Raw genomic sequence first — 4310 nt, 5'->3', positions numbered from 1 at the left:
CGCAGCGCGCTGCGTTCCAGGGCGGCCAGCACCGGGAGGCTGTCCACGATCAGGGTGTCGTGCCAACGGCGTTGCAGCAGGAAGGACTTGTCGCCGGAGCGGGCGTGGGCCGGGAGCTGCGCCAGGGCGGCGGGGTGCAGCCGCAGCGGGTGGCCGGGGTGGTCGTCGGGGCCGGCGGGGCACAGCACGGCCTCCCAGACGCCCTTGCCGAGCGGGCGGGGCACGCCGTCGGGCCCGGCGGGGGTGAGCGGCAGCCGGACGGTGAAGCGGTCGCCGTCGGCGGGGTGGACGGCCGCGCGCCGTTCGCGGCCGTCGCCGCAGTGCCGCAGCACCAGCTCCAGCGGGGCGTCCAGGCCGCCGGGGAACTCGCCGGCCAGGTCGAAGCCGCCGTCGGCGCGGGTGATCCGGTCGACCAGCGGTTCGGCCGGCTGGACGCAGAACTGCAGCCGGTCGTCGGAGAGTTGCTTGGCGTACAGCACCCGGCCGGCGGGCAGCGGGAGCTGGCAGGCGCCGGTGGGCGGGCGGCGCAGGACGAGCGGGGCGTCGCCGTCGGGCAGGGTCAGCGCGGGCTCCCAGTGGCCCTCGGCGAGGCGCGGGACGGTGCCGACGGCGGCGGTGAACTCCTCGCCCTGCCAGTGCACCAGGCTCTCCACGACGGCGCCGGTGGTGCGGTGCCGCAGCACCAGGGCGCCGCCGGGGGCGACGGCGGCGCCGCGCAGTTCGAAGCCGTAGGGGCGGGAGCGGCAGGAGTCGACCCGGGCGCGGACCGGACGCACCGTCAGGTGCAGCGCGCCGTCCTCGACGGTCGGCACCAGTTGGAGCGCCGGGCCGGTCCAGCCGGCGGGCGGGTACTCGCCGCTGCCGCACCAGTACGCGGCGAGCGGGGCACGGGCCCGGCGCGGGCCGCAGCCGACGACCGCCTCGACCCGCCAGCCGGTGACGGAGCGCAGCGCGGGGGTGTGCAGCAGCGCCGGGTCGAGGCGGGCGGTGAACCCGGTCCAGTCGAGGTTGTGCCGGGTCTGCGCGCTGTCGTCGGTGGCCTCCGGCAGGTAGCACGGGACGGTCCGCAGCCGCAGCAGGCGGCGGCTGCCGTCGATGGGGTGCAGTTCCAGCACGATGCGGGTCTGCCCGGGGCGTTCGCCCGGCGCGTCGAGAATTCGGCCCTCGCCGATCAGGACGAGTTCGCCGCCCTCCCAGAAGGCGCGGCGCAGCGCCGCGCCGGCGACCGGTTCGGCGGGGTGCGGGGGCCGGTCGGCGGTGGGGCGCCGTAGCAGGTGGGACATTCCGGTATCCCAGTGCAAAACGTCGGTAAAAGTCAATTCCCTCCCTTTTTCAAAAAGGGAGGGAATTGATTTAGTTACATACGATATTCGATTTTCCTGGGGTTGTTTTCCCCACTCACTCGCCCTCGGCGAGCAGCGCGTCCGCCACCCGGGCGGCGGCCCCGCCGTCGTCCAGGTCGCAGTACGCCTCGCGGAACGCCGCGTACTTGTCGGCGTACTCGGCGGTGACCTTCGGCAGGTCGCCGAGCGCGGCGACCACCTCGGCCGAGGTGGCCAGCAGCGGGCCCGGGGCCTTGGCCTGCAGGTCCAGGCTGAAACCGCGCAGGTTGTCGCGGTAGTGCTCCAGGTCGTAGGTGAAGAACAGCACCGGACGGCCGGTGTTCATGAAGTCGAACACGGCGGCGGAGTAGTCCGTCACCAGCACGTCCGCGACCAGCAGCAGCTCCGCCATGTCGGGGTAGGTGCTGACGTCCCAGACGTAGCCGTTGCCGGCCTCCGGGATCCGGGCCCGGACCACCTCGTGGCCGCGCACCAGCAGGACCTGGTCGTCGCCGAGCGCGGCGCGGGCCGCCGCCAGGTCGAGCTGCAGGTTGAGCTGGTAGCCGCCGTCGGGCAGCCGCCGGTCCTCACGGAAGGTCGGCGCGTACAGCACCACCTGCTTGCCCTCGGGCAGGCCGAGCTGCTCGCGGACCCGCTCGGCGGTCTTCTCCCGGTCGGCGGCGAACAGCACGTCGTTGCGCGGGTAGCCGCTCTCCAGCACCTTCCCCCCGAAGTCGAAAGCGCGGCGCAGCACCGGCGCGGCCCAGCGGCTGCCCGCCACCAGCAGGCTCCACTGCGGCACCTCCTTCTTGAGGTGCTCCAGGTAGCCGGCGTCGGTGAACCAGACCTTCTCGAAGTCGGTGCCGACCCGCTTCAGCGGGGTGCCCTGCCAGGTCTGCAGGACGACCTGGCCGGGGCGGCGGCGGAAGTACGTCGGCAGGTGGGTCGAGGTGACGATGTACTTGGCGGTGGCCAGCGCCTCGAACCACTCGGGCGAGCGGTGGCGGACGCACTCGGCGGTCTGCGGCAGCTCGGCCTGCAGGTCGACGGACGTCCACAGGTGGCGCAGCGGCAGGCCGCGGCGGACCAGTTCCTCGTGCACGGCGCGCGGCGAGTCGGTGTACAGGCCGCCGTCCGCGGCCCACCAGTCCTCGCGGACGGTGTGGTAGAGCACGGTGTCGGTGAGCGGGCGGCGCTGCAGCTCGGGGAACGAGTGCCGCAGCTGCCGCTGCCGGTAGCCGCTGCGCTCGGCCGGGGACAGCGGGTCGCGGGCCTCCAGCGACAGGCTGTCGAACAGGCGGCGCTCCAGCGCGACGTGCTTGCCGCGGGCCTCCACCTCCAGCGGCAGCGTGTCGAAGGTCGACGCGGCGAGCACCGCGGCCGGCCACTCGCTGTCGAAGGCGGCGCCGACCGGACGGAACAGCACCGTCCAGGTGCCCTTGTGCAGCGGGACCCGGCCGGCGAAGGACGCGGTCGGCACGGCGGGCAGCGCGGCCCGGAACCGGCCGTCGGCGATCTCCACCGGGAAGGCGTGCTCCTCGCGGCGCTTGCGGTGCCGGATCACCAGCTCGTAGTGGTGGGCGCCGGGCAGCGGGAAGGAGCCGCTGAGCACGAAGCCCTCGCCGTCCTTGGCCCGGGCGATCTCCTCGACGACCGGCTGCAGCACCTGGTCGCACAGCTGCAGGTAGCCGCTGGGGGAGGGCTTGGCGTACAGCGCGCGGGTGTCGCCGGCCAGCGGCATGTGCAGCTCGACCGGGGCGGTGCGGTCGTCCAGGACGACCGGCAGCGCGCTGCCGTCGACGAGCTTGAGCTCCAGGTCCCAGCGGTCGCGGGTGCGCTGCTCGGCGGCCGGGTCGAGGGCGTTCCACGCGTCCCGGACGGCGGTCAGGTCGGCGACCCGGATCCGCGCGGTGAACGGCAGGTCGCGGCCGGACGGGACGCCCAGCTCCAGCGGCGCGTACACGTCGCGCTCGGACTCGACGTGCTGCAGGCGCAGTTCCGCGCCGGCCAGGTCGCTGCCGGAGCGGACCAGGCCGCGCAGCTCGACGACGCCGCCGTCGGCGGTCGCCGACACGGCGCGGGCGCGCACCCGCTCCACCCGCAGCAGCAGGTGGTTGTCGCGCTGCCAGGGCACCACCCGGACGTCGTCCTCGACCCAGTGCACGGGCGCGAACTCGGCGCGGTCGTGCCAGCCGACCGACACCCGGCCCTTGTACACGCCGCCCTTGCCGGCGCCGGCCACCAGCACCCGCCAGGAGCCGTCCTTCCACTCGCCGCGGTGCTTGAGCCGCTGCGGGTCGATGGTGGCGGAGAAGCCCGCCCAGTCGCAGCTGTACAGGTCGTGCGGGGAGCTGGCGGTGGCCTCCGGGCTGAACTCCGTCCGGGTCTGCACGGCCACCACGCGGCGGCCCTTGGCCTCGCGCAGGATCAGCGCCTTGACCATGTCGTGCTTGTTCTCGGCGCCCAGGTGCTCCGGGAAGGCGTGCCCGGTCAGCTGGAGCTTGCCGTCGTCCCAGCGCGCCTCGTACAGCCGGGAGCGCATCACCAGGGCGTTGCTCAGCCGCAGCACGTCCGCCGGGACGCTCTTGCGCCCGCCGCGCAGGAACGGGTAGTCGGCGTACGGGCGGAGCAGGCCGCGGGTCGGGGCGGCGCCGTTGCTGTCCTTCTCGAAGATCAGCTGCTCGATCAGCTCGTCGAGCCGGCCCTGGAGGGTCAGGTGGTACTTGAGCCGCAGCGGGGCGCGCAGCTTGCGGACCTGCTCCGGGCCGATCGCGCGCAGCAGCCGGCCGGCCGACTCCAGGTAGGCGGCGTTGTACTCCGGGTCGCCCTCCAGCACCGAGCCGAAGAACATCGGGATCTCCTCGACGAGGTTGTTCTCGTCGTAGGCGCGCAGGTACTTGCGGAACTTCGGGTCGCTCTGGCCGCCCAGCCAGTCGCGGACCAGCTCCATCGACTTGACCCGGTCGATGACGCCCTTCGGGTTGGTCT

Annotated in this window: 1 protein-coding gene and 1 pseudogene; both read right to left on the bottom strand. The window is 73.9% G+C overall.

Annotated features, from left to right (window positions below; genetic code table 11):
- Positions 1–1283: pseudogene (locus IEZ12_RS07975) on the bottom strand (hypothetical protein); the annotation flags it as partial.
- A gap of 115 nt (positions 1284–1398) precedes the next feature.
- On the bottom strand, positions 1399–4310 hold a 2912-nt coding region (locus tag IEZ12_RS07970), incomplete at its 5' end, for a CDP-glycerol glycerophosphotransferase family protein (protein ID WP_189271423.1).

Origin of the sequence: Kitasatospora griseola (assembly GCF_014648555.1) — a bacterium.
Lineage (GTDB): Bacteria > Actinomycetota > Actinomycetes > Streptomycetales > Streptomycetaceae > Kitasatospora > Kitasatospora griseola.
Note: the sequence above shows the minus strand (reverse complement) of the source record. Positions and strands in the feature narration are given on the sequence as shown.